Origin of the sequence: Polaromonas sp., from assembly GCF_049790275.1 — a bacterium.
GTDB lineage: Bacteria > Pseudomonadota > Gammaproteobacteria > Burkholderiales > Burkholderiaceae_C > Polaromonas.
The window spans coordinates 1-3,673 of sequence record NZ_JBAQYR010000082.1; the positions used below are offsets into that span (position 1 = coordinate 1).

Annotated in this window: 4 protein-coding genes; all 4 read left to right on the top strand. The window is 66.0% G+C overall.

The window, feature by feature from the left end; all coding sequences use genetic code 11:
• Positions 1 to 652: class I SAM-dependent methyltransferase (locus WA904_RS10865; RefSeq protein WP_425197138.1), on the top strand; the 652-nt coding region annotated here is incomplete at its 5' end.
• Positions 653 to 679: 27 nt separating this feature from the next.
• Entirely contained in the window at positions 680 to 1,588 is a 909-nt protein-coding gene (locus WA904_RS10870; RefSeq protein ID WP_425197139.1) for a class I SAM-dependent methyltransferase, read from the top strand.
• A 429-nt stretch (positions 1,589 to 2,017) separates the two neighbouring features.
• Positions 2,018 to 3,262: an MFS transporter gene (locus tag WA904_RS10875; protein ID WP_425197140.1), complete on the top strand. Its 1,245-nt coding sequence runs from the start codon at positions 2,018 to 2,020 to the stop codon at positions 3,260 to 3,262.
• Between the two features lie 19 nt (positions 3,263 to 3,281).
• Positions 3,282 to 3,673: single-stranded DNA-binding protein (ssb, locus tag WA904_RS10880; RefSeq protein WP_425197141.1), on the top strand; the 392-nt coding region annotated here is incomplete at its 3' end.

The following is a 3,673-nucleotide window of genomic DNA, read 5'->3' on the forward strand; positions in this document are numbered from 1 at the left end:
GGGCCGGGTCCTTGGCATCGACCTGTCCGGGCAGATGGTTGGTGCGGCCGCCCGGCGTGCGGTTGGCGGCGGGCTGTCGAATGTCGACTTCGCGCGCATGGACGGCGAGGCACTGGCCGTGCCCGATGCCTGCTTTGACGCCGCGCTATGCGCCTTCGGCCTCATGTACATGCCCGAGCCCGGCCAGGCCCTGCGGGAAATGCACCGGGTGTTGCGGCCGGGCGGTCGGCTGGGGCTGGCCGTGTGGGGAGAGCGCGCACGGTGCGGATGGTCTGCCGTGTTCCCCATCGTGGATGCCGAGGTGGCCAGCGAGGTCTGTCCGCTGTTCTTCCGTCTCGGGCAGGCGGACGTACTGGCCCGTCTGTGCGAGGGCGCCGGCTTTCAGGCCGTGACCCAGCAACGTCTCGCGGCCACGCTGGCTTATGCCGATGCCGACCAGGCCTGCGACGCGGCTTTTGTCGGAGGTCCTGTGGCGCTGGCCTGGGCCCGCTTTGATGGCAGCGTGCGGGAAAGGGTGCGTGCGCGTTATCTGCAGGCCATTGCTCCCTGGCAGGAGGGCCGGGGGTACCGTGTGCCGGCCGAATTTGTCCTCGTCTCTGCCATTCGCCAGGCAGGCGGCAAGAGCGATCACGCGTACGTGATCCGTGAATGAAACAAAACAAGCAGACAGGAAAACACAATGCCTCCAGTTCCAGATTCCCCGACCCAAGCCGTTGAACCGCAAGGGTCCGGCAACCGCGTCATCATCGAAGCATGGAATACCGTGCTGTACGAGAAATTCTGCCGCTTCCGGCACCTGCTCGTGGAGGGGCTGTCGCAGCACAGCGATGCGGCGCTCGACCGTTGCCAATATTCCGAAGGTGCGCGCGTGCTGGATGTCGGCTGCGGCTTCGGCGACAGCACGCTGCACATCGCAGGATGCGTCGGCCCGGCCGGTGAGGCCGTCGGTGTGGACTGCGCCGGGAACTTCATCCGCGCAGCCGAGGCCGAGGCGCGCAGGAAAGGCATAAGCAACGCACGCTTCGTGGTCGGCGACGCCCAGAGTGGCAACCTGGGCGGTCCGTACGACCACGCGTTCGCGCGCTTCGGCACCATGTTCTTCGGAATGCCGGGTACGGCCATGCGCAATATACGCAAGGCCCTCAAGCCGGGCGGTACGCTGACGCAGATCGTTTGGCGGCAGCGTGAGGAAAATCCGTGGCTGCATGAGGCGGAGTTGCGCGTCAGGGGGATCGTGCCGGTTGTCTCGCACGAGGAAAGCGGTCAGGTGCATTGCGGCCCGGGCCCCTTCTCGATGGCGGGCCCGGACATGGTGAGCACCATGCTGCGTGGCGCAGGCTTCGAACGCATCACTTTCGAGCGCCATGACTGCGACATCTGCATAGGCAGCGACATGGACGACGCAATCGGATTCGCGATGGCGCTCGGTCCTGCCGGCGAGATCATCCGTCTTGCGGGAGAGGACGGCGCGAAACGCAGGCCCCAGGTGATGGCGGCGCTCAGGCAGACGCTCGCTCCCTTTGCGCGGCCCGATGGCATATGGGCGCCGTCGAGCACTTGGTTCATTACCGCGACCAATCCAGGCTGACGTAGGCCGTGCTGGCACCCCACCCGTGCGCATAGGGGGGCGAAGAGCAGGTGTTTACGGGTGTGGAGGCGGGTGCGTGACCGCCAAGCCACAGCTTGAGCGCGCGGACGCAGCCAGCCGTGGCCGGGTACGAGCCGACGCTGTTCCCTGGCTTGAAGAAGAGGTCCCGGGCAGGGGCGCAGACTGGGCCCCGCTCGCCGGGTCTTCCCGGGGGCCAAGCTGATGATGCTTTCTGGCCGGGTGGCGCATTTCGTGCTTCCTTCCGCCCCAAGAAAACCTGGCGCCACCTTCTGCAGTGCATGAGACTTTCGGAGGTGGCCCCCAATTCAAAGACAATAGGCGATTCGGCCGTGGGTTTTGCGGCGCATCCCCTGACCAACTTCCATTCGATCCGTGTCTTCAGCCCGTCCCGCCCCGTCTTCCTACCCCATGACCGCTACCGAGCGGCGTGCCAGTGCCTCGCTGGCGTCGATTTTTGCGTTGCGCATGCTCGGGCTGTTCCTGGTTTTGCCGGTGTTTGCGCTGGAAGCGGCGCGTTACCCGGGTGGTGATGACCCCGCGCGCGTCGGGCTGGCCATGGGCATTTACGGCCTGACGCAGGGCATTCTGCAGATTCCTTTTGGCCTGGCGTCGGACTGGCTGGGGCGCAAGAAAGTCATTGTTTTCGGCCTGCTGGTCTTTGCGCTGGGCAGTTTTGTGGCCACCTGGGCGCCCGACCTGACCTGGCTGATCGCCGGCCGCTCGCTGCAGGGCGCCGGGGCCATTTCGGCTGCCGTCACCGCGCTGCTGGCCGACACCACGCGCGACGAGGTGCGGACCAAGGCCATGGCACTGGTGGGCGCCAGCATCGGCCTGATGTTTGCCCTGTCGCTGGTGCTGGCCCCGGTGCTGGCCGCGCAGGTGGGCCTGGGCGGCCTCTTTGCATTCACCGGTTCGCTCGCGCTGGCCGGTATTGCGGTGGTGGTCTGGTGGGTGCCGCCCGAGCCGGCGCAGCATGTCAACCGGCCACGCGGCAGCCTGGCCGAGGTGCTGAAACACGAAGGCCTGCTGCGGCTTGATGTCGGCGTGTTCGTTCTGCATGCCGTCCAACTGGCCATGTGGGTGGCCATTCCCGCGCTGCTGGTGCAGGCCGGGCTGGGCAAGGACCAGCATTGGCAGGTGTACCTGCCGGCGGTGCTGGCTTCTTTCCTGGTGATGGGCTTCACGCTGTTTCCCATGGAAAAGCGCGGTTACCTGCGCGCCGTGTTCCTGGCCGCCGTGGGGCTGATTGCGCTGGTGCAGTTCGGGCTGATGGGCGCCGCCATGCAGGTGTCCCCGGGCTTGGCCTGGCTGGGCGCCTTGTTATTCCTGTTTTTCTGCGGCTTCAACATTCTGGAGGCCAGCCAGCCCAGCCTGGCCTCACGGATCGCGCCTGCCCATTCACGCGGCGCGGCACTCGGGGTGTACAACACCCTGCAGTCGCTCGGTTTTTTTGCCGGAGGCGCCGTCGGCGGCTGGCTGGCCAAAACCGCGGGCGCGCAGGCTTTGTTCGCCGTCTGCGGCGCCCTCATGCTGTTGTGGCTGCTCGTGGCCTGGCCGATGACTGCGCCAGGACGGCATGCCGGCGCGCCCGGTTCAGAGCCGCCTGCGCCCGAAACGGCTGGTACGGTGGCGGCCCAGCCAGTTAAACTGTGAAAAATTAGGAGAACATGCCATGGCATCCGTCAACAAAGTCATCCTCGTCGGCAACCTCGGCCGCGACCCCGAAGTGCGTTACATGCCCAGCGGTGACGCGGTGGCCAACATCGCGCTGGCCACCAGCAGCAAGTACAAGAACAAGGCCGGTGAAATGGTCGAAGAGACCGAATGGCACCGGGTCAGTTTTTTCGGCCGCCAGGCCGAAATCGTCGGTGAGTACCTCAAGAAAGGCCGCTCGGTCTACATCGAAGGGCGCCTGAAAACCCGCAAATACACCGACAAGGACGGCGTCGAAAAATACGCGACCGACATCATTGCCAGCGAGATGCAGATGCTCGGCAGCCGCGAAGGCATGGGCGCTCCCGGCGGCGACGGTGACGGCGATGGCGGCGAGCGCCAGTATTCACG

What these genes read in the sequence shown, in the direction of transcription:
- WA904_RS10870 (WP_425197139.1), top strand. Translation starts at nt 680, where the DNA reads ATGCCTCCAGTTCCAGATTCCCCGACCCAAGCCGTTGAACCGCAAGGG.
- WA904_RS10875 (WP_425197140.1), top strand. Translation starts at nt 2,018, where the DNA reads ATGACCGCTACCGAGCGGCGTGCCAGTGCCTCGCTGGCGTCGATTTTT.